General features: G+C 38.5%; 19 protein-coding genes. 6 read left to right on the top strand and 13 right to left on the bottom strand.

The annotated features are described in order from the left end of the window. Window positions 1-1476, top strand: a 1476-nt coding sequence (locus tag P1K33_RS10510; RefSeq protein WP_284652926.1) for a T9SS type A sorting domain-containing protein, incomplete at its 5' end; no start/stop codon positions are given. A gap of 110 nt (window positions 1477-1586) precedes the next feature. On the opposite strand, the gene P1K33_RS10505 is transcribed toward P1K33_RS10510, so the two are convergent. From P1K33_RS10505 to P1K33_RS10490, 4 genes are all read right to left on the bottom strand, one after another. After that, window positions 1587-1979 carry a hypothetical protein gene (locus tag P1K33_RS10505; RefSeq protein ID WP_284652925.1) on the bottom strand — a complete coding sequence of 131 codons (393 nt, stop codon included), beginning with the start codon at window positions 1977-1979 and terminating at the stop codon, window positions 1587-1589. A gap of 232 nt (window positions 1980-2211) precedes the next feature. Further along, on the bottom strand, window positions 2212-2595 hold the full coding sequence (locus P1K33_RS10500) for a hypothetical protein (protein WP_284652924.1): 384 nt from the start codon (window positions 2593-2595) through the stop codon (window positions 2212-2214). Window positions 2596-2717: 122 nt separating this feature from the next. After that, window positions 2718-3776, bottom strand: coding sequence for a proline iminopeptidase-family hydrolase (locus P1K33_RS10495; protein ID WP_284652923.1), 1059 nt, complete (start codon window positions 3774-3776; stop codon window positions 2718-2720). Between the two features lie 17 nt (window positions 3777-3793). Further along, window positions 3794-5566 (bottom strand): AMP-dependent synthetase/ligase, encoded by a 1773-nt coding sequence (locus tag P1K33_RS10490; RefSeq protein ID WP_284653191.1) that lies wholly within the window; start codon window positions 5564-5566, stop codon window positions 3794-3796. Between the two features lie 119 nt (window positions 5567-5685). Between P1K33_RS10490 and P1K33_RS10485 the strand changes: the two genes are divergently transcribed. Then, window positions 5686-7611: an LTA synthase family protein gene (locus P1K33_RS10485; RefSeq protein WP_284652922.1), complete on the top strand. Its 1926-nt coding sequence runs from the start codon at window positions 5686-5688 to the stop codon at window positions 7609-7611. A gap of 70 nt (window positions 7612-7681) precedes the next feature. On the opposite strand, the gene P1K33_RS10480 is transcribed toward P1K33_RS10485, so the two are convergent. Both P1K33_RS10480 and pyrE read right to left on the bottom strand, forming a co-directional pair. Continuing rightward, on the bottom strand, window positions 7682-8074 hold the full coding sequence (locus P1K33_RS10480; protein ID WP_284652921.1) for an SRPBCC family protein: 393 nt from the start codon (window positions 8072-8074) through the stop codon (window positions 7682-7684). A gap of 34 nt (window positions 8075-8108) precedes the next feature. Further along, window positions 8109-8750 (bottom strand): orotate phosphoribosyltransferase, encoded by a 642-nt coding sequence (gene pyrE, locus P1K33_RS10475; protein WP_284652920.1) that lies wholly within the window; start codon window positions 8748-8750, stop codon window positions 8109-8111. Window positions 8751-8757: 7 nt separating this feature from the next. Between pyrE and P1K33_RS10470 the strand changes: the two genes are divergently transcribed. Beyond that, complete coding sequence (locus P1K33_RS10470; RefSeq protein ID WP_284652919.1) at window positions 8758-9363, top strand: NUDIX hydrolase; 606 nt, start codon at window positions 8758-8760, stop codon at window positions 9361-9363. Between the two features lie 6 nt (window positions 9364-9369). Here the strand turns inward: P1K33_RS10470 and P1K33_RS10465 are convergent, their stop codons facing one another. The 3 genes from P1K33_RS10465 to P1K33_RS10455 all read right to left on the bottom strand — a co-directional run bounded on the left by P1K33_RS10465 (window position 9370) and on the right by P1K33_RS10455 (window position 11330). Continuing rightward, window positions 9370-9786, bottom strand: coding sequence for a hypothetical protein (locus P1K33_RS10465; protein WP_284652917.1), 417 nt, complete (start codon window positions 9784-9786; stop codon window positions 9370-9372). A gap of 6 nt (window positions 9787-9792) precedes the next feature. After that, window positions 9793-10260: a pantetheine-phosphate adenylyltransferase gene (gene coaD / locus P1K33_RS10460; protein WP_284652916.1), complete on the bottom strand. Its 468-nt coding sequence runs from the start codon at window positions 10258-10260 to the stop codon at window positions 9793-9795. A 95-nt stretch (window positions 10261-10355) separates the two neighbouring features. Continuing rightward, the gene (locus P1K33_RS10455; RefSeq protein ID WP_284652915.1) at window positions 10356-11330 is read right to left on the bottom strand and encodes a D-alanine--D-alanine ligase; all 975 of its coding nucleotides are present in this window, start codon (window positions 11328-11330) and stop codon (window positions 10356-10358) included. A gap of 248 nt (window positions 11331-11578) precedes the next feature. Between P1K33_RS10455 and P1K33_RS10450 the strand changes: the two genes are divergently transcribed. After that, the gene (locus P1K33_RS10450; RefSeq protein ID WP_284652914.1) at window positions 11579-12196 is read left to right on the top strand and encodes a PASTA domain-containing protein; all 618 of its coding nucleotides are present in this window, start codon (window positions 11579-11581) and stop codon (window positions 12194-12196) included. Continuing rightward, on the top strand, window positions 12189-13229 hold the full coding sequence (locus P1K33_RS10445) for an RluA family pseudouridine synthase (protein WP_284652913.1): 1041 nt from the start codon (window positions 12189-12191) through the stop codon (window positions 13227-13229). The genes P1K33_RS10450 and P1K33_RS10445 overlap by 8 nt, the downstream gene beginning before the upstream one ends. A 36-nt stretch (window positions 13230-13265) precedes the next feature. On the opposite strand, the gene lgt is transcribed toward P1K33_RS10445, so the two are convergent. From lgt to folE, 4 genes are all read right to left on the bottom strand, one after another. Next, window positions 13266-14192: a prolipoprotein diacylglyceryl transferase gene (gene lgt / locus P1K33_RS10440; protein WP_284652912.1), complete on the bottom strand. Its 927-nt coding sequence runs from the start codon at window positions 14190-14192 to the stop codon at window positions 13266-13268. A gap of 78 nt (window positions 14193-14270) precedes the next feature. After that, window positions 14271-14513: a membrane protein insertion efficiency factor YidD gene (gene yidD / locus P1K33_RS10435; protein WP_284652911.1), complete on the bottom strand. Its 243-nt coding sequence runs from the start codon at window positions 14511-14513 to the stop codon at window positions 14271-14273. A 3-nt stretch (window positions 14514-14516) separates the two neighbouring features. Then, on the bottom strand, window positions 14517-15998 hold the full coding sequence (gene cysS / locus P1K33_RS10430; protein ID WP_284652910.1) for a cysteine--tRNA ligase: 1482 nt from the start codon (window positions 15996-15998) through the stop codon (window positions 14517-14519). Between the two features lie 79 nt (window positions 15999-16077). After that, a complete protein-coding gene (gene folE, locus P1K33_RS10425) occupies window positions 16078-16749 on the bottom strand; it encodes a GTP cyclohydrolase I FolE (RefSeq protein ID WP_284652909.1) in 672 nt (223 codons plus the stop codon). Between the two features lie 160 nt (window positions 16750-16909). Between folE and P1K33_RS10420 the strand changes: the two genes are divergently transcribed. Continuing rightward, window positions 16910-20759: FIDD domain-containing protein (locus P1K33_RS10420; RefSeq protein WP_504925945.1), on the top strand; the 3850-nt coding region annotated here is incomplete at its 3' end.

Here is a 20759-nt window from a genome sequence, read left to right as displayed (position 1 = left end):
ACTACACAAACCAATGTATCTTGTTTTGCAGGAAACAACGGAAGTGTAACGGCTACAGTAACCGGAGGAACTTCGCCTTATACCATTTTATGGTCTAACGGAGCGACTACTTTCACGCTAAACAATTTGTTGGCAGGAATTTATACCGGAGTGATTACAAGTGCTAACGGATGTACTGCAAACGTATCAGCGACTGTTACTCAGCCAACGGCTTTAGTAGCAACCACTACACAAACCAATGTATCTTGTTTTGCAGGAACCAACGGAAGTGTAACGGCTACAGTAACCGGTGGAACTTCGCCTTATACCATTTTATGGTCTAACGGAGCGACTACTTTCACGCTAAACAATTTGTTGGCCGGAACGTATACCGGAGTAATTACCAGCGCTAACGGATGTACTGCAAACGTATCAGCTACTGTTACTCAACCTGCGACAGCTTTGGCAATCACCATGTCACAAACGCCAATTACAACAGCAGGTGGATATGGAACGGCTACAGCAACCGTAACTGGAGGAACTGCTCCTTATACTTACAGTTGGGATTCAACTCCAATTCAAACTACGCAGACCGCAAGTTTACAAGTTGGTTGGTATATGGTAATGGTTACCGATGCTAATGGGTGTACTATCACAGGAAATGTAACTTTATTATTTGGTTATTGTTCTGGTTTTAGAACAGTATCTCAAAATGGTTATGCTACGACTTGTGTAGGTAACGATCCAGCGTGTTATTTGACTTCAAATTTTGCAGCTTCATTTCCTAATGGAATTGTAATAGGATCAGGTACAAGATATTTGAAATTTACCTCTGCAGAAGCTATTCGTAATTTCTTACCATCTAATTCAGCACCAAAAGCATTAAACCAGGGAACCATTTTAAATCCTTCAAGTAGTGTTTATGATAATGGATTAGCGGCTCAAGTGTTAACAACAAAGTTGAATATGGCTTTCGGTAAAAATGCCGACTTTGCTTCAACCGATGTTTCACTGGGAGATTTGTTTATTACTTCAGGAACTTTTGAAGGAATGAAAGTTAGTCAGGTATTGACCATTGCCAATACTATTTTAGGTAATGGTACTTCGAAGTATACTATGACTGATGTCAATAATGCTTTAGTAGCTATTAATAGCAATTATGAAGCAGGAACTGATATGGAATTCTTGAAATGTGACGAAACCATTATTAATGGTGAGTCTGTCGTAATGAAAGAATTGGTAACTTACAAAGTATATCCAAATCCGATTAGAGACAATGCTACTGTAGAATTTGTTCTAAACTATGACTCTAATGTTAGTATTGTATTGTACAATGTTAGCGGTCAGAGGTTGAACGAAGTGTTTACAGGTAATGTTATCGCCGGAAAAAAATACCTAGTAGATTTCAATGCCCAAGGAATGAAATCAGGAGTTTATTTCTTGAAATTAATTGGCGACGCTAACGTTGATACAAAATCAGTGATTATAGGTCAATAGTTAAACATTCTTAAAATGATTAAAAGCTGTCCGAAAGGGCAGCTTTTTTTATTTAAAAAACGCCCGAGAAATAAATCCCGGGCGTTTTCACACTATGAAAATTAAAATACTTACTTCATTTTTCCATTCACTGTTGCTACAGCAGCACCGACAGCGATAGCCACTACTATTGAGGCAATAACATCAATACCTACTAATTTGTAATCCATGGTTTCTTTGGTCATGTTCATAAAGAAATTATTACATAACGCCATGAATAAAGCAATACCGGCGGCCATTTTGACTCCGGAAGCCAAATTAGATATACCTTCGCCTTGTGAAAAGACCCAGGAAATTAAAAATCCAAAACACATACAACCTAAAAAGATATGTACCATATTCTCTTTAGTTCCTGGTTCCATAGGAAAAGTGTCTTTAAGCAATATGCCCCAAACAAGCCATCCCATTAAAAAATCTACAATTCCACCGACAATTCCGCCGACAATAAAGTTTTTTACATTCATAATTAAAAGTTATTGGTTAATATGTTAAAAGTATTAATATATTGAAGATATAATAATTTAACAACTGTTTAATTATCAACTTTTTAATAAAGAGAATTGTTAATAACGTTTTCCGTAATTTGTTAACTTTTGTTGATATTGAAATTCCTTTTAAAGTCCATTAAACAGGAGCAAAAAAAAATCGCCTCAGAGTGAGTCTAAGACGATTTAATAATGGTGTGCGCATGGTAATTTATTTCATTTTTCCATTTACAAAAGCAACAGCAGCTCCAATACAAGCTCCCGTGATAGTACAAATGGCTATATCGGTAATCATGTTTTGTACATTTAATGGCATTCCCGAATACATAAAGAAGTTCATGGATAATCCATTTAGGAAACCAATTACGGCTCCGGCAAACAATCCGGTCATCGGTTTGGTAATGCCTGCCCATTTGGTAAAAATATACGAAACCAAAAACCCAAAGGTAAAGCAACCCAGAGCAATGAATTCCAATTTGGTGTCTGGTGTTTCAGGATATAAATCCGGAAAGAGCTTTGCATAGAAAACCCAACCTAAAAGAAAATTAACGATACCGCCAACGATACCTCCAACAATAAAGTTTTTTACATTCATAATTAATAGTTTATTGGTTAGTTCAATAAAATTATCAATATATAGAGAATGTAATCTTTGGTTAAGTGTTTAATTATTAACTTTTTAAACGACACGATTGTTAATAATGTTTCGAACAATTGTTAAGGATTTTGCTTCTTAAAGCTACCATTATCAACGTCTTTTAAAAACTGAATCACACCCGGAAAGTAATGCTCCTGGTCATCATATTGAGAGCAATGGCTTCCGTTTGGACAATATAGAAATCGCCCGTTTTGGACTTCTTTCGAAATCCATTCCATGTGTTTTGGATCCATGGTGTCATATTGGGCACCAATGGTTAAGGTAGGAACGGTCAATGTTTTCAGTTTGGCTGTTATGTCCCAATCTTTTAAAGTGGCGTCACCGGTAATCCCGAATTCGCTCGGACCTTGCATATAAACATATACATTTGGATTCAAATGTTTGAAAGCCCTGTTAATCGATTCCGGCCATTTTTCGATTGGCGCTCTTAAAATGTGTTCGGTGTAATAGTATTTGAAAAGCAATTCCGTGTATTTCGGATTGGTGTAGTCTTTGTTTTTTTCAAATGTTTTAATTTGGTCAAAAACTTCTTTAGGCAGTTTTGGTCCCAAAACCTCTTCCGCATATTTGTTATACGCCGGAGCGCTTGCCATCATATTGGCAATGATTAATCCTTTGAGATTTTTTTGGTATTTCAAGGCGTACTCCATGGCAAGGATTCCGCCCCAGGATTGTCCCATTAGATAGAAATTGGTATTGTCCAGTTTCAACGCTTTGCGTACTTGTTCTACTTCTTCTACAAAGCGTTCGTTGGTCCAAAGCCGATTGTCATTAGGTTGGTCGCTGTAATAAGAACCCAATTGGTCGTAGTAAATATATTCAATGCTTTCCTGTGGAAAAAAGCCGTCAAAGCTTTCAAAGAATTCATGCGTTCCGCCCGGACCGCCGTGCAATAGCAAAACTTTTATCTTTGGATTGTTACCAACTCTTTTGGTCCAAACTTTAAACTCACCAATAGGAGTGGAGATGGGAATCATTTTGATGCCACCTGTAGCCTGATCATCTCTTTTGGAAAAATCAAGGTAATTGTCTTTGATTGAATCTTCGGGCTTGCTTTCCTTACAGCCGGAAAATAAAAATATAATGAACAGTGTGCTGAGTATTAATTTTATCTTCATAGCTGAAAAAATTTAAGTTAGTTATATATTTTTTGGTACAGGTCTTTGTATTTCTCCATTACGATTTTACGTTTCAATTTGAGTGTAGGCGTAAGGTGACCGCCATCAATCGACCAAACATCAGGCGTTAACTCAAAACGTTTTATTTTTTCCCAGTTCCCGAATTTTTCATTGATGGCTTCTACTTCTTTGTCTATCCGGGCAATTACCTCCGGATTGGAAGCAATTTCTGCATGGGTTGTGCCAACATTGATATTCTTTCTTTTGGCCCATTCCTGGATAAAGTCGAAACTTGGCTGGATAAACGCAGCCGGCATTTTTTCGCCATCGCCAATAACCATGATTTGCTCAATAAACAATGATTGTTTCATTGCATTTTCAATCAACTGTGGTGCAATGTATTTTCCACCGGACGTTTTGAACATTTCCTTTTTGCGATCGGTAATCCTTAAGAAACCGTCTTTATCTACTTCACCAATATCACCGGTATGGAAATAACCGTCTTTAATGGCTTCGTTGGTCAATGCTTCGTCTTTGTAATAACCCATCATGACATTCGGGCCTTTGCAAAGAATTTCGCCGTCTTCGGCTATTTTGACTTCTACGTTTTGAATCACTCTTCCCACGGTTCCAACCCTAAAACCGCCATTTCTTTGGTCGTTAACCGAAATTACAGGTGATGTTTCTGTTAGCCCGTAACCTTCCATCACCGGCATTTCTGCAGCGGCAAACACACGGATTAATCGGTGTTGCAAAGCCGCACTTCCGGAAACCATTACGTTTAGGTTGCCACCCAAACCAGCTTTCCATTTGCTGAAAATCAGTTTGCGGGCCATCTTCAATTGGAATTCATACCACCAGCCATTGGCGCCATAAGGTTCGTAACGCAAACCTAAATCGACTGCCCAAAAGAACAGTTTCTTTTTGATGCCTTCCAATTCTTCGCCTTTGGCACAAATTTTATCATATACTTTTTCGAGTAATCTTGGTACCACAGAAAATACTGTCGGCTTAACTTCTTTGATGTTATCTGACAATTTTTCAATCGATTCAGCGAAGTAAATCGAAACGGAATAATATTGATAGATATATAAAATCACGCGTTCAAAAATGTGGCAAATCGGTAGGAAACTCAAGGCTACGCTGGTTCCTTCTTCAAAAGGAATTCGTGGCGAACTGTCTAAAACGTTAGATACTATATTGTTGTGCGATAACATGACGCCTTTTGGTTTTCCGGTTGTTCCTGAAGTATAGATAATCGTCGCTAATTCTTCGGGTTTGACATTGTTTTTGCGGTCTTCAACCACATCCTGATTGCTTTGGTCCTGACCTAACTCTAACAACGTTTTCCAGTTTTTGCAGCCTTCAATTTCGTTAAACGAATAGACATTCTGTAACAATGGAATTTCGTGTTTAATCGACATTAATTTCTCATAAACGACTTCATCTGAAACAAAACAATGTTTTGATTCTGAGTGATTTAATATATAAGCATAATCTTCAGCGGAAATAGTTGGATAAATCGGAACGGTTTGCGCCCCAACTTGTAAAACGCCCACATCCATAATGTTCCATTCGGTTCTGTTGTTGGAAGAGATGATGGCTATTTTATCGTTTTTTTGGATGTTGAGTCTCAGCAAAGCTCTCGAAATGGCATTGGCCTTATCGACGTATTCTTGCGTGGAAGTTGGTACCCATTGGCCATCGTATTTGGTTACGAGGCAATTGGGCATATTATTCTTTTCGAGTTGGTAGTATGCAAAATCAAAAAGGCGTGTGATTTGAGTCATTTCGGTCATTAATTTGATGCAAATTAAGGATTATTGTAATGAAACACAATATTAATTTAAAATATACCCAACATAGGGTTGAATTCTGTAGTTTTGCAACGTTTGATTTTATTTCCAACATGAAAAAATTCCCTCGAATAGCCGAATACAAAGCAATGGTCATCAGATTATTACTGGCTTATCTGTTTTATTTTATCGCCCGAATATTGTTTTATGTTTACAATCAAAGCCTGATTGAAGTCGATGGAGTTTTTGATTTTCTAAAGCTTTGTTACCATGGATTGGCGTTTGATACGACTACAATTTTGTATACCAATGCTTTGTTTATCATTGCCTCAGTTTTTCCGGCGATTGTCAATACAAAAAAGGCTTACCAGAAAGTATTGTTCTATCTGTATTTTGTGACCAACTTATTGGTGTATGCCGCCAATTTTATTGACTTTATTTATTACCGCTATACGTTCAGTCGAAGCACCAGAGCTTCTTTGGATACGCTCGAAAATGAGCAGAACAAAACCGCTCTATTGTTTAATTTCCTTTTGAATTACTGGCATGTGTTTTTGTTGTTTTTTGGATTATCCTATATCTGGATTTTGTTGTACAAACGAACTAAAGTTAATCACGTAACCGAAAAACCAACCTTCAAATACTTTGCGGCTTCGATTGCCGGTTTTCTGTTGATTGCCACGCTTTGTGTGGGCGGTATCAGAGGCGATTTTAAGAAAAGCACCCGGCCAATCAATCTTTTGGATGCCAGTCGCTATGTGAAAAATGCCGGTCAGGCCGATGTGGTTTTGAATACGCCGTTTGCGATTATCAGAACGTGGAATACCAATACGTTTAAGAAAGTCAGTTTGGTTCCCAAAGCAGAAGTGGATCGTTTGTTGGTGCCAATTAAGCAGTACAAAAACAATCCGGCTGCGAAGCCGAATATCGTGATTTTTATCCTTGAAAGTTTTGGTAGAGAATATAGCGGCGCTTTCAATAAAGGCACAACAATTCCAAACTATGAAGGTTATACGCCATTTGTGGATTCATTGGCCCAACACAGTTTGATTTTTTCCAATGCTTATGCCAATGGCTGGAAATCAATTCACGGTGTTTCGTCTGTGATTGCCGGAATTCCTTCGTTTAAGGATGCTTTTACGTCTTCGCCTTATCCGAAGCAAAAGATAGAATCATTGGTTTCTACTTTGAAAAGTGAAGGTTATGATACTTCTTTTTTTCATGGCGCGCCAAACGGCTCGATGGGATTTTTAGGATTTGGGAATATTTTGGGTTATGACCATTATTACGGCAAGAATGAATATAACAATGATGCCGATTTTGATGGCGTTTGGGGTATTTGGGACGAGCCGTTCTTTCAGTATTTTAATAAGACTTTGACGCAAAAGAAACAGCCATTTATGGCGACGATGTTCTCGGTTTCATCACACGAACCGTATAAAGTGCCCGAAAAATATAAAGGTAAATTCCCAAAAGGCAAAGTGAATATCAATGAATGTATCGGTTATACCGATTATGCGCTGAAGCGTTTCTTTGCGGAAGCCAAAAAACAACCTTGGTACAAAAACACCATTTTTGTTTTAGTTGCCGATCACGGCAATACGATTGCTTACGATGAATACAGAAAAGAATTCAACAAACATACCGTGCCGATTTTATTCTTTACTCCTGATGAAAAATATGTAGGCGAAAATAAAGATTGGGCACAACAAATAGATATTTACCCGACGCTTTTGGATATGATTGGTTACCAAAAACCATTCAGGAGTTGGGGCAGAAGTTTACTTAATGAAAAGCAAGTGCCACCGTTTGTCGTGAAGTATGGCGGAAATGTGTACCAATTTATGAGCGGTAATTACATTTGCACGTTTGACGGAAAGAAAGCGGTTGGTTTCTACGACAAAAATGACAAAGGCATGGAGCACAACCTGATTGGGAAACGCAATGCCGAAATGGATAAGATTGAATTGTACTGCAAGGCGTTTATACAGGATTATATGGAAAGAGTAGTGGATAAGCGATTGACGACAGTGAAATAAAAAAAGCGACTGAAGAGTCGCTTTTTTGATAATCTGTTAATTCGGTTATTTGGTAATTCGTAATTCTGTCTTATAACTTATGCATATTCTCCGCCAAGGTCTCAATAAACTTCGAAATCGGGCCTTTGATCATCATCGCCATCATTGGGTTGAAGTCGCCTTCAAAATGCAACTGAACGCCGGTAGATGTTTCAGAAACGCTGTCAAGATTGGCAGTTAAGGTAAATGGTAATTTGTCGCTGGCAGCCGCAAGATTAACTTTAGAATGCGGGACGCCTTCTTTTAATCTCAATTTGATTTCGGGCATTCCTTTTAGGCCAAAGTTGAAAATGTCATCGCCCAATACTTCAAACTTAGCAATGTTTTCCGGCATTAGTTTCTCAAAGTTTTTCACATCCGATAAGGCGTTGAATAAATATTCGGCTGATTTTTCTACCGTAACTTTTGGGCTTTCTAAGTTCATTTGGTTATTCGGTTATTTGGTTATGTGTGATTGTTTAAACGTTCCAGGTTGACGGGCTTTTACGCCATTCCTGTAGGGTTGCCAATTCTTTTTCGGTGATATAATTTTTGGCAACTGCCAAATGTAATAAATGCTCATAATCGGCCAGCGTATTTAACTCAACATTGGCATTCTTGAAATTTTCTACCGCTACATCAAAGCCATAAGTAAAGATAGCCACCATGCCTTTTACGTGTGCGCCGGCTTCTTTTAAAGCTTCTACAGCCAATAAACTGCTGTTTCCGGTACTGATTAAATCTTCAACGACTACAACGTTCTGACCGCTTTGCAAAAAGCCTTCCACCTGGTTTTGTCTTCCGTGTTTTTTAGGTTCGGGACGAACATATACAAAAGGCAATCCCATGTATTCGGCTACGAGCATCCCGATACCGATGGCACCGGTTGCAACGCCTGCAATGACGTCTGGTTTACCAAATTCTTTCTCAATATGCTTAGAAAATTCTTCGCGCACAAAATTTCTTATCGCCGGGAATGATAGGATTAATCGGTTGTCGCAGTAAATTGGAGAGTGCCAACCCGAAGCCCAAGTAAAAGGATTTTTCGGATTCAATTTAATTGCATTTATTTGTAAAAGCAATTCGGCTGTTTTTTCGGCTGTGTCTTTATTAAAAATCATAGTACAAATGTATAAAGTTTTTGTCAACGATAAACCACTTTTTTTAACCAACGAGGTTGCAAAAGAAACCGATTTTCAGTTATTTTTGCTGGAAAGTGTTGATATTGAGCAAGTCATCATCAAAATGTTTCAGAACAAAATTCAGAAAGCTTATTTGTATTATCCTGATGAAAAAGCAATACTCAAAAAAGTAAAGGAAAAAATTCCGGTTTGTAAAGCCGGTGGCGGATTGGTTTATAACAAAGCAGGTGATGTTTTGTTTATTTTCAGAAACGGAAAATGGGATTTACCCAAAGGCGGAATCGAAAAAGGCGAAGAAATTGAAGAAACCGCTTTGCGCGAAGTAGAGGAAGAAACCGGTGTAAATAATTTAAAGATTACCCACAAACTCCAAAAGACCTACCACGTTTTTAAACGCAACGGGAAATACAAACTAAAAGTCACCCATTGGTACGAAATGCGTACTGACTTTAAAGGAACGCCAGTGCCACAAGCGAATGAAGGCATAGAAAAAGTGGCATGGCTCAACCCAGAGCAGATAAAGGAAGCGCTGAAGAATTCGTATGAGAATATCAAATTATTGTTTGAGGAAGAACAGATTTTGAAGAAGTAAGTTGACTCATTTTTGATAAGAAGCCAATAAAGCATTTAATTCGGTAATTCTGTCGACAAATGGACTTTCTTCTGAGATGTCATTTAAATATTCCTGAACTACTCTGTAATTTTCTTCATTCTCAATTTTACCTTTTTTTAATACTTTCTGGATAAGTTTCAGAGTGATTTTATCTCCGGATAAATCTTCGCCAAATTGATCAGCAAGTATAATTTCCAATTCTTGAATATCTTTTTGAGGAAATCCTTTAGCCCAAGCATTCAGGTCTCTTGAAATGGTTTTTAATCCATTCAAATTTTGTTTGTTAAACGTATCATCGATGATAGGTTTTAATTTCCCGATTGCTAGGCTATTTATGCTTTTGCTGGATAAAAAATCAACAATGATAAGGCTTCTGTCCCTAAGATATTTTAATTCATTCATTGAAATTTATTTCTCCTTTTTAACCACCACACTTTCCGGCACCAAAACCGTATAATCACCACCATTTCGGATCACATCGCGAACGATGCTCGAACTGATATAGGAAGTTTTGGAAGCGGTCAGCAAAAAGACGGTTTCTATTTGCGATAGTCTTCGGTTGGTATGCGCAATGGCTTTTTCAAATTCAAAGTCGGCCGGATTTCTCAAACCGCGCAGGATAAAGTCGGCGTCCAGTTTTCGGCACAAATCAATGGTCAGACCTTCATAGGTAATCACCGAAACTTTGGGTTCATTCTTAAAAGCGTCTTCTATAAACTTTTTACGCTCTTCCAGAGAGAACATGTATTTTTTATCGGCGTTGATACCAATGGCTACAATCACTTCATCGAAAAGAGAAACACCTCTTTTGATTATATCATAATGACCTAAAGTGATTGGGTCAAATGAACCTGGGAAAACTGCTTTTCTTTTCATATGTCTTTAATGATTGTTTTTATTGGTCATATGTAATTCGCATACTTTATTTACTGTTACAAACATTATTTACGCTATGCTCATTTCATGTTAAGTTAATTGTTTAAAGCCAATTCCAAAGCATTGGTAAATAAATCGGTTAATGAAATTCCTGCTTCTTTGGCTTGTTGCGGAATCAGGCTTTCGGTGGTTAATCCCGGAATCGTATTCATTTCGAGCATGTGTGGCTCATCGTTTACAATAATATATTCACTACGCGAGAAGCCGCTCATTTTCAATATTTCATAGGCTTTTTTGGCCACAGCCGAAACTTTAGCGGTCATTTCGTCTGAAATTCTCGCTGGTGTAATTTCCTGGGATTTGCCCAAATATTTGGCTTCATAATCAAAGAAATCATTTTCTGAGACGATTTCGGTAATCGGCAGAACCGTTACTTTTCCTTTGTAATTAATGACACCAACGGAAACTTCGGTTCCATCAAGGAAACTTTCGATGATGATTTCGTTGTCTTCTTTATAAGCAGTTTCAATGGCCGGTAAAAATTCGGCTTCGGTCTTTACTTTTGAAATTCCAAAACTCGAACCCGATTTGTTAGGTTTAACAAAACAAGGTAAACCAACGGTTTTTATAATCGCTTCGGCATTGATTTCGTCACCCAAATTCAAATAATAAGAAACAGCTGTTTTGATGCCATAGGGTTTCAATACCGATAATAAATCACGCTTGTTAAATGTCAGCGCTGCCTGGTAAAAATCACAGGAACTCTGCGGAATGCCCAGCAATTCGAAATAAGCCTGCATTAAGCCATCTTCGCCGGGTGTGCCGTGAATGGCATTAAAGACTACGTCAAAGTTGATTTTGGTTCCATTTACCGTCGTGGAAAAGTCATTTTTATCAATAGGGAATTCATTCTCGTTGTCATCTACATACACCCATTTTTCCTTAAAAATATGAACGCGGTAACCTTTGTATTTTGTTTGGTCTAAAAATTGATAAACAACATTGCCGCTTTTAAGTGATATTTGATATTCGCTTGAATATCCGCCCATGATGATGGCTACATTTTTCATTAGTAGATGGAGTTAGGTTGGTTTTTTAGTAATAACAAAATTATCATTTTTTTTGAAACCTTTGATATAAAGAGGAGAATGTCCGGTGGACATTCGGCATTAGCATTAAAAAAAGTAAATTTATGAAAGAACTATCTAAGTTTAACAGTCTGGAAATTAATTTATTAAATATTGAAACCATATTGATATTAATTCAAAAGAAAAATACCTTTATGTTTTTTATATCTTTGCTCAAATAAAATTTCTCTATGAGTTTACGCAAATATTTAACCAGCCGGGTTTTCTTTGCCCAAATGCTTGCCGCCATGGCCATTTTTGCTGTTATCGCTTATTTATTTTTCCATTGGATTACCTATACGACCAATCACGGACAGGAAATCACGGTTCCTGATTTGGCTAAATTGTCAGCAGAACAAGCCGAAGAGAAATTGGATGCCCTGGATTTAGATTACATTATATTGGATACTGTAGATTTCAGACCGGAATTCCCGAAGCTGACTATTGTTGAGCAAGAACCAAAAGCAGGAGCAAAGGTGAAAGAGGGCAGAAAGATTTACATCAAAATCAATGCGTCTAAATACACTATGGTTACGGTGCCGGATTTGATTGAGAAAACCTATCGCCAGGCAGTGCCAACGCTTGAAGCTGTTGGATTGCTTGAAGGAACGATTACTTATAAGCCTTATTTAGGAAAAGACATGGTACTCGAAGTGAGAATGAACGGGAAGAAACTCAAAGCCGGTGATAAAGTCCTGAAATCTTCTAAAATTGATTTGGTTTTGGGTGACGGAAAAGTAGTTTTTGATGATACTACCATTGATTCTACTGCCGTAGATACTACACAAATTCCTCTTGGAGATGAATAGTAATGAAGTAAATGATTTAGAGGACGAATTATTTGAACACCACCGATTTGTTTCTCCAAAAGGACAATCGCTGTTGCGTGTCGATAAATTCCTGATGCAGTTGATTGAAAATGCCACACGCAATAAAATCCAGAACGCAGCCGAAAAGGGCAATATCTGGGTGAATGATGTTCCCGTAAAATCCAATTATCGTGTCAAACCTTTTGATGTGGTTCGCGTGATGCTCGAACATCCGCCATTCCAAAATCATATTATCCCAGAAGACATTCCACTGGATATCGTTTATGAAGACGATGCCTTGTTGGTTATCAATAAGCCTGTAGGACTGGTAGTGCATCCGGGACACGGAAATTATACCGGGACTTTGGTCAATGCTTTGGCTTTTCATTTTGATAATTTACCAATGAATTCCAGCGAAAGACCCGGATTGGTGCATCGAATTGACAAAAACACAACCGGACTTTTGGTCGTTGCCAAAACCGAAGCCGCGATGACACATTTGGCCAAACAGTTTGAAGATAAATCCTCAGAACGTGAATATATTGCGTTGGTCTGGGGCAATATCAAAGAAGAAGAAGGCACCATTGAAGGCCATATTGCCCGACATGTCAAAGACAGAATGCAAATGGCTGTTTTTCCTGATGGAGAAGTCGGAAAGCATGCGATAACCCATTATAAAGTTTTGGAGCGTTTTGGTTATGTGACTTTGGTTTCCTGCAAATTGGAAACCGGAAGAACACACCAAATCCGTGTGCACATGAAATATATTGGCCACACCTTATTCAATGATGCGCGTTATGGCGGTGATTTGATTTTGAAAGGAACCACATTTACCAAATACAAACAGTTTATAGACAACTGCTTTAAAACCTTACCAAGACAAGCTTTGCATGCCAAAACATTGGGCTTTGAACATCCAACAACCAAAGAGTTTATGCGTTTTGATACCGAACTTCCCGAGGATATGAAGGAATGCATTGAAAAGTGGCGCAACTATGCCAAATCACATACTGAGGTTAATGAAGAACAATAATAAAAAAAGCTCCAAGAAATTGGAGCTTTTTTTATGTTAAAAATCATTTTCAATGGGCTTTTCTGCCATGAATATATAATAGATTCCGACTAAGATGAAGGGTATACTGAGCCATTGTCCGGTAGTTAACAGCTTTAAGCTTTCTTCAATACCGCCTTGGCTTTCCTTTACATATTCAACAACAAAACGGACAGACCAAAGCAAAACTAAGAAGTAACCAAACAATAATCCCTGTTTTTCAGCGGTTCTGGTTCTCCAATACAAGAAGAATAAAATCAGGAAAACAAAGACATACAAACCTGCTTCATACAATTGTGCCGGATGTCTGTAAGGTATTTGATTTAAGACTTCAGTAAATTTTGGGTCGTGTTGAATCATACTATAACCATCATTTACATTGGAGGTGCTGGTAATGTATTTTAAATTATGGCTTCCCCAAAATTCTTCTTCGCGAATGAATTTCACGGCGTAAAAATGGTCGCCTGAAGTTTTGTGACCATATATTTCGGAATTAAAAAAATTCCCGATTCTAACAAAAATAGCACCACATGAGACCGGAATAACCACTCTGTCTAATACCCAAAGCATTGGTCTTCTTATTACTTTTTTACTGTAGTAGTACATTGTTATGATGATGGCAACAGCGGCACCATGACTGGCTAAACCCTGAAAACCGGTAAATTCAAATTGGGGTTCAAATCTAAACGGCAATAGGATTTCCATTGGATGGTCTTTGAAATGATCCCATTGGTAAAAGAAAACATGACCTAAACGCGCGCCCAATAAAGTAGCAACCACGGTCCATATGAATAAAGTATCGAGTTTTTCAATAGGCTCATTTTCTCGGGCGAAGATTCTTTTCATGATGTACCAGCCTAAACCAAAGGCAATTACAAACATCAAGCTGTAATAGCGAATGGTGAAGAAACCGAGATCAATACCTTCTGATGGATTCCAAATCATAAATTAGTAAATTTTGGGGTTAAGAGATATTGTAAAAATAGTGAATTGTTTGGAACTTAAAAATAATTAACCTTTTCTTTAATGTGAGCATTTTTTCTCAGGCACCGGATCATAACCGCTTTTTCCCCAAGGATGACAACTGGCAATTCTTTTTATGCCCAGATAAGTACCATAGAATGGACCATGAATTTTTAGCGCTTCCACAAAATAGCTGGAGCAGGTTGGCTGAAACCTACAGCTTGATGGCATCAAAGGTGAAATGACAATTTTGTAGAAATAAATCAGCAATAGAAGTGGTGCTATTACAATTTTTTTCAACATTGTTTATTGAATGCTAAAACTAGTTCCTTCTTTACCGTCTTTTAACTGGATGCCTAAAGCCAACAACTGGTCACGAATTTGATCAGAAAGTGCAAAGTTTTTATTGGCACGGGCTTCTAATCTCATTTGGATCAGCATTTCAACAACGCCTTCAAGTTTATCCGAATTATTGGCCACAAGCTTTTCGTTTTTAACGCCTAAAACATCAAAAGTAAAAGTAGTCAGTGTTTCCGAAAGTGTTTTTAAATCTTCGGTAGTCAACGTTTCTTTTCCATCATTAACCAAATTGACAAATTTGATTCCTTCAAACAAATTGGCAATCAAAATCGGTGTATTGAAATCATCGTTCATGGCATCATAACAATTTTGTTTCCATGCAGCAATATCAAGCGAAGAGGAAGCATTTGGCTTCAATTCCCTGATAAGATCTAAGCCATCCATCAAACGGTTAAAGCCTTTTTCTGCCGCTAAAATTCCGTCATCGGTAAAATCAAGAATGCTTCTGTAATGTGCCTGCATCATAAAGAAACGCGCCACATTAGGAGAAAAAGCCTTGCTCAAAAACGGACTTCCTCCAGTATATATTTCACCAGGAAGAAGATTATTTCCGGTTGATTTCGACATTTTTTTGCCATTCAGGTTTAGCATATTGGCATGCATCCAATAATTCACAGGACTATGGCCGGTACAAGCTTCATTTTGGGCAATTTCACATTCGTGGTGTGGGAATTTCAAATCCATTCCGCCACCATGAATATCAAAGGTTTCACCCAAATATTTAGTGCTCATGGCTGTACATTCTAGGTGCCAACCGGGAAAACCAACTCCCCAAGGCGATGGCCAACGCATGATGTGTTCCGGTTCTGCTTTTTTCCAAAGTGCAAAATCTTGAGGGTTTCTTTTATCGGTTTGCCCGTCAGTATCACGGGTATTGGCGAGCATTTCTTCAATGTTACGGCCGCTCAATTTTCCGTAATGATTGTTCTCATTGAATTTTACGACATCAAAATATACAGAACCATTGCTTTCATAAGCAAATCCGTTTTCAATAATCTGTCTTACGATTTCAATCTGTTCAATGATATGTCCGGTTGCCGTTGGCTCAATGCTTGGCGGCAAAAAGTTAAATTGGTTTAGTACATCATGGAAATCTACCGTATAGCGTTGCACTATTTCCATGGGTTCCAATTGCTCCACGCGGGCTTTTTTGGCAATTTTGTCTTCACCATCATCCACATCATCCACAATGTGGCCCACATCTGTAATGTTTCTCACATAACGAACTTTGTAACCCAAATGCAAAAGATATCTGAAAATCATGTCAAATGACATGAACGTACGCACATTACCCAAATGCACATTGCTGTAAACTGTTGGTCCACATACATACATTCCGACATTGCCTTCGTGTACCGGTTTGAAAAGTTCTTTTTCTCCCGAAAGAGAATTGTATATTTTGAGTGAATGTTTTTTATATAATTGCATTTTTTGTCAGGAGCTATTTGCTTCGCCAGTCGCTTCGCTCGTGTCCGCTTTCGGGTTTCATAGCGCTTCAGTCTGGCTGTTAAAAATTAGTTTCTAATCTGATGTAATCAAGGAATTCTCTTTTGGTTAGTTCGTCTTTGAACTTTCCGCCAAATTCAGAAGTCACAGTACTGCTTTCGATATCGCGGATACCTCTTGAGTTCACGCACAAATGTTTGGCATCAATCACGCAAGCCACATCTTCGGTATTTAAAACTTTTTGCAATTCCTGTACAATCTGCATTGTTAAACGCTCCTGTACCTGAGGTCTTTTGGCAAAATAATCCACGATGCGGTTCATCTTTGACAAACCAACCACAGTTCCGTTGGAAATATAAGCTACATGGGCACGACCAACGATAGGAAGCAAGTGGTGCTCACAGGTTGAGTAAACGGTAATGTTCTTTTCAACCAGCATTTCGCCATACTTGTAATGGTTTTTGAAGGTAGATGAATTCGGTTTTTTATTGGGGTTTAACCCACCGAAAATTTCTTTTACAAACATTTTTGCCACCCGGTTTGGAGTGCCTTTTATACTATCGTCTGTCAAATCCATCCCTAAAGTAGTCAGGATGTTTTCAACATCTTTTTTAATCAGTTCTATTTTTTTATCATCCGATAAATCGAAAGCATCATTTCTTACAGGATTTTGAGCACTTGTAGCTACATGATTTTCACCTAATTCATCGTTTATCGTTTCGCTTTTTGTCATTAAATTCGCTATTAATTTGGGTTAAAAATTCAAGAGACAAAGATAAATAATTATAATTAATCTCTGCCTAATACTGTTAATATTTGAAATAATTTCACTTTTAACATAATTATTTCTTAAAAATATGTAAATTACGCACCTTAAAAAAAACTGTTAAGTAATGAAAAAAATTTACTTTTATCTACTTCTAATTAGCTTATTTTCAACGAATTTCATGTTTTCTCAAGGAGCGGATTGTGCCGGAGCCGAAGCATTTTGTGCCGGTGGATCTGGATTAACATTCCAAAACTCTACAGGAACTACTACCCAGCAAGATGTGGATTACGAATGTTTGGGTTCACAACCTAACCCAGCATGGTTTTACATGCAAATCAGTATTGCAGGGACCATCGATTTCCATATTTCGCAGGTCTCCAATGGAGGAACTCCGATTGACGTGGATTTTATTGTATGGGGACCATTTGCGTCACCTGTTTGTGGACCTACAAATCTGAACCCAACAACAAGTGTTGATTGTAGTTTTTCCGCAGCAGCAGAAGAGGATTTTACTTTGCCTAACGCTCAGGTTGGAGAAATATATGTTGTTTTGCTAACCAATTATAGTGGTCAGGCAGGAAGTATAACTGTTGACCAAACCAATGATGGTTTCCCTGGTGCCGGTGCAACAGATTGTAATATTGTTTGTCCGTTGTCATTAGATGATCAGGTGATATGTGTAGGTGGTCAGGCAATTTTGACTGCGACAATTGCCGGTGCTACAACATACCAATGGACGGGGCCGAGTGGCCCGATAGCCGGGAATGTGCAATCTATCACTGTAAATCAAGCCGGAACTTATACTGTTGTGGTAAACAAACCGGGGTGTGTGGCTAACGCAACTGCTAGTGCAACCGTTTCTTTCTATGCGCCACCGCCAATTAATAACCCGGTGAATTTACTTCAGTGTCCTACTATTCCAAATTTCAATTTAAATGATGCCACTGCCAATATTTTTAACGGTACTGGTCTTAATCCGGGTGATTTTGAATTGTCATTTCATAATTCAGCAAGTGATGCCCAGAATATACTTAATCCAATAGGAAATTCCGGCGCATACCCTGGACCTGCTGGAGGTGCTGGTGCTTGTACAACAATCTATCTTTCTGTAACGGATAATGGACCAACATCTAGTGGATGTGTTTCGGTTTTCCCGTTTACAATATGTTTTGATACTTGTTCTGCTACTCCGGTTCAACCACCAAACTTAACACTTTGTGAAAGTAGTTTGGGAAGCGGTACAGCGGTTTTCAATTTTATTCCGCAAACTCCAATTGTGTTAGGAACTAACGCTGCTTCAGATTATACAGTGACTTATCACCTGACTCAGGCTAATGCAGATGCTGACACCGGAGCCATTGGTCCAACAGGTGTTGTTGGAACAAATGGTCAGACGATTTATGTTAGAATGGAAGAAAATGCAAATCCACTGACTTATGGAACAACAACCTTTCAATTGTTTGTTAATCCGTTGCCAACAGCAACTATATCAGGAACAACTTCAATTTGTTCAGGAAACAATACAGTTATTACATTTAACGGAACACCAAATGCTGTTGTAACTTATCATGTTGATGCTAATCCAAACGTAACAATCACTTTGAATGGAGCAGGAACCAATACAGTTACAACGCCTAACCTTACAGCAAGTTCTACTTATACTTTAGTAAGTGTTTTGAATCCTGCAACAAACTGTTCTAGAAACATTACAGGTTCAGCGGTTGTTACCGTTTTACCTTTGCCAACGGCAACTATTTCAGGAACAACAGCGGTTTGCCAAAATGCGGCCAGTCCTTTAATCACGTTGACAGGAGCAAATGGAACAGCACCATACACCTTTACTTATGCAATCAACAATGTAGTGCAGCCTGCAATAACAACTGTCGCTGGAAACAGCGTTACGGTGAGTGCGCCAACTGGTACTGCTGGTACTTTTACCTATACTTTAGTGAGTGTTCAAAGTTCAGGAACGCCTGCTTGTTCTCAAAACCAAACAGGAACAGCTACGATTACTGTTAATCCGTTACCAACAGCTACCATTACAGGAAGTGTAGCAACATGTTTGAATTCTCCGGAACCACAGATTGTTATAACAGGAGCTAATGGTACTCCACCTTATACATTTACTTATTCTATCAATACTGTCGTTCAGCCTGCTGTTCAGACCAGTGGAGGAAACTCTGTTATTATTAATGCACCAACAGATGTAGCCGGAACTTTCACCTATGACCTAATCAGTATAACTGATGGAAATGCGGCTTCTTGTTCGCAACCGCAAACTGGTTCGGCAGTGGTTACCGTGAGTACACCTCCTGTTATCAATACACCAACCAATTATGTGGTTTGTGATGACAGTCAAAATAATGATGGTTTTTATTGTAATTTTGATTTAGGAACAAAAATCAATGAGATTACCGGTGGTGATCCAAATATTGTGGTTACTTTCCACGAAACATTGACTAATTCACTAACGGGCGCTAATCCATTGGTGAGCCCGTATTGTAATATTGATCCGGATTCCCAAACGATTTATGTAAGAGCTTATTATTTGGGTTCACCGGCATGTTACAGTAATACAACATTTCTTTTAACGATCAATCCATTGCCATTAGCAAATCCGATTATCGGGGATTATGAATTGTGTGATTATAACAGTCCTGGAGATGGAGTTGAAGTATTTACACTAAATTCTATGGATGCGGAGATTGCCAACGGGCAAATGGGAGTGACCATCAGTTATTACCTGACTCAGGCAGATGCTGAGACATTAACTAATCCACTTCCGAACTCTTATCCTAATGCGACTAATCCGCAAGAGATATGGATTAACATTCTTAACATTGCAACCGGGTGTAATACTGTAAGTTCATTTAATATACTGGTTAATCCGGTACCGCCTGCAACAACACCAGAACCGATATTCCAATGTAGTAATGGAAACACAAATCAAGCTCAGTTTGATTTGACCATCAATGAAGGCGTTGTGACCAACGGCAATATTTCAGGGTTGACCATTACATATTATAATACTTTAGCTGATGCTCAAAATGAGACAAGCCCGATATTGACTCCTTTGGATTATACAGGAACCGACAATGAACAGGTATTTATCAGAGTAGAGGATAACGCCACAGGCTGTTATGCTACGACGATTCAGTTACTAAGAGTAACTCAGGGACCATTGGCTGTTACGCCACTACCATTGCATTACTGTGATCCAAACAATGATGGATTTGGTTTCTTTGATTTAGAATCTACATCTATTGAAATTCAAGGAGGAACTGATATCTCAAGCGTAACGGTTAGTTATTATGAAACCGAGACTGATGCTCTAATTGGTGCTGCACCATCATTAACAAGCCCATACGAAAACATCAACCCATGGACCCAGACGATTTGGGTTAGGGTGTTTTATACCTTAACGGGTTGTGCCAATTATGTACAGTTGCAATTGATTGTTGATCCGACTCCTGAGGCTACTGAGCCTGATGATTATGAGCTTTGTGATTACACGGGCCAGGTTGGTTTTGAGACATTTGATCTGACCACCACTGTACCACAGATATTGGGTAGTATTGACCCGGCTGTTACAGCAGTTACTTTCTATACGACCCTGACCGATGCCCAGGATGGCACCAATGCCATCACCGGGGTTACGAATTACATCAACCAAACCCAGTGGAACCAGACCTTGTATGTGAGGGTTGAATTTACCGCTACGGGCTGTTACGATATCGTGGAACTGGATTTGATTGTCAATCCGCTTCCAAATGCCACCCAGCCGAATTATCCGGAGTACACACTATGTGATTACAATGCACCGATTGGTTATGAAGTCTTTGATTTAGCTTCACAGGTAGATCCGATATTACTGGGACAACAGGGAATGATTGTGACCTTCTATCCGAGTCTGACCGATGCACAGAATGACAGCAATGCGATAACTAATTTACAGTATGAAAATGAAATCATTT

Origin of the sequence: Flavobacterium terrisoli (assembly GCF_030167905.1) — a bacterium.
Taxonomy (GTDB): Bacteria; Bacteroidota; Bacteroidia; order Flavobacteriales; family Flavobacteriaceae; genus Flavobacterium; species Flavobacterium terrisoli.
This window is presented reverse-complemented; position numbering and strand designations above follow the sequence as displayed.

What these genes read in the sequence shown, in the direction of transcription:
- P1K33_RS10505 (WP_284652925.1), bottom strand. Translation starts at nt 1,979, where the DNA reads ATGAATGTAAAAAACTTTATTGTCGGCGGAATTGTCGGTGGAATTGTA.
- P1K33_RS10500 (WP_284652924.1), bottom strand. Translation starts at nt 2,595, where the DNA reads ATGAATGTAAAAAACTTTATTGTTGGAGGTATCGTTGGCGGTATCGTT.
- P1K33_RS10495 (WP_284652923.1), bottom strand. Translation starts at nt 3,776, where the DNA reads ATGAAGATAAAATTAATACTCAGCACACTGTTCATTATATTTTTATTT.
- P1K33_RS10490 (WP_284653191.1), bottom strand. Translation starts at nt 5,566, where the DNA reads ATGACTCAAATCACACGCCTTTTTGATTTTGCATACTACCAACTCGAA.
- P1K33_RS10485 (WP_284652922.1), top strand. Translation starts at nt 5,686, where the DNA reads ATGAAAAAATTCCCTCGAATAGCCGAATACAAAGCAATGGTCATCAGA.
- P1K33_RS10480 (WP_284652921.1), bottom strand. Translation starts at nt 8,074, where the DNA reads ATGAACTTAGAAAGCCCAAAAGTTACGGTAGAAAAATCAGCCGAATAT.
- pyrE (WP_284652920.1), bottom strand. Translation starts at nt 8,750, where the DNA reads ATGATTTTTAATAAAGACACAGCCGAAAAAACAGCCGAATTGCTTTTA.
- P1K33_RS10470 (WP_284652919.1), top strand. Translation starts at nt 8,758, where the DNA reads ATGTATAAAGTTTTTGTCAACGATAAACCACTTTTTTTAACCAACGAG.
- P1K33_RS10465 (WP_284652917.1), bottom strand. Translation starts at nt 9,786, where the DNA reads ATGAATGAATTAAAATATCTTAGGGACAGAAGCCTTATCATTGTTGAT.
- coaD (WP_284652916.1), bottom strand. Translation starts at nt 10,260, where the DNA reads ATGAAAAGAAAAGCAGTTTTCCCAGGTTCATTTGACCCAATCACTTTA.
- P1K33_RS10455 (WP_284652915.1), bottom strand. Translation starts at nt 11,330, where the DNA reads ATGAAAAATGTAGCCATCATCATGGGCGGATATTCAAGCGAATATCAA.
- P1K33_RS10450 (WP_284652914.1), top strand. Translation starts at nt 11,579, where the DNA reads ATGAGTTTACGCAAATATTTAACCAGCCGGGTTTTCTTTGCCCAAATG.
- P1K33_RS10445 (WP_284652913.1), top strand. Translation starts at nt 12,189, where the DNA reads ATGAATAGTAATGAAGTAAATGATTTAGAGGACGAATTATTTGAACAC.
- lgt (WP_284652912.1), bottom strand. Translation starts at nt 14,192, where the DNA reads ATGATTTGGAATCCATCAGAAGGTATTGATCTCGGTTTCTTCACCATT.
- yidD (WP_284652911.1), bottom strand. Translation starts at nt 14,513, where the DNA reads ATGTTGAAAAAAATTGTAATAGCACCACTTCTATTGCTGATTTATTTC.
- cysS (WP_284652910.1), bottom strand. Translation starts at nt 15,998, where the DNA reads ATGCAATTATATAAAAAACATTCACTCAAAATATACAATTCTCTTTCG.
- folE (WP_284652909.1), bottom strand. Translation starts at nt 16,749, where the DNA reads ATGACAAAAAGCGAAACGATAAACGATGAATTAGGTGAAAATCATGTA.